At 68.7% G+C, this 262-nt stretch carries 1 pseudogene; it reads right to left on the reverse strand.

The window, feature by feature from the left end:
- Positions 1-69 precede the first annotated feature (69 nt).
- Positions 70-262: pseudogene (locus tag BEK98_RS49740) on the reverse strand (hypothetical protein); the annotation flags it as partial.

Raw genomic sequence — 262 nt, forward strand, 5'->3', positions numbered from 1 at the left:
ACGCTCGCGCTGACCGACCGCGACACGGCCGCTGGCACGGTCCGCTTCGCCAGGGGCGCTGCAGCGGGGTCATCGCGGGGGAGGGTTGGCGAGCTGGCTGGCCGTCGCGTCTTCGTCGCCCATGCGGTGGTCAGGGAGGTGTTTTTCGGTGAGCGTTGTGATGCGGTGGTTGCTTTCGTGGATGGCCCGGGGTGCGGTGTGTGTGGACCTCGGCATGGTCTTGGCTGCGTTGTCCGGGGGGATGCCGGTGATTGTGTCGGTG

This window comes from Streptomyces diastatochromogenes, assembly GCF_002242805.1.
Lineage (GTDB): Bacteria > Actinomycetota > Actinomycetes > Streptomycetales > Streptomycetaceae > Streptomyces > Streptomyces diastatochromogenes.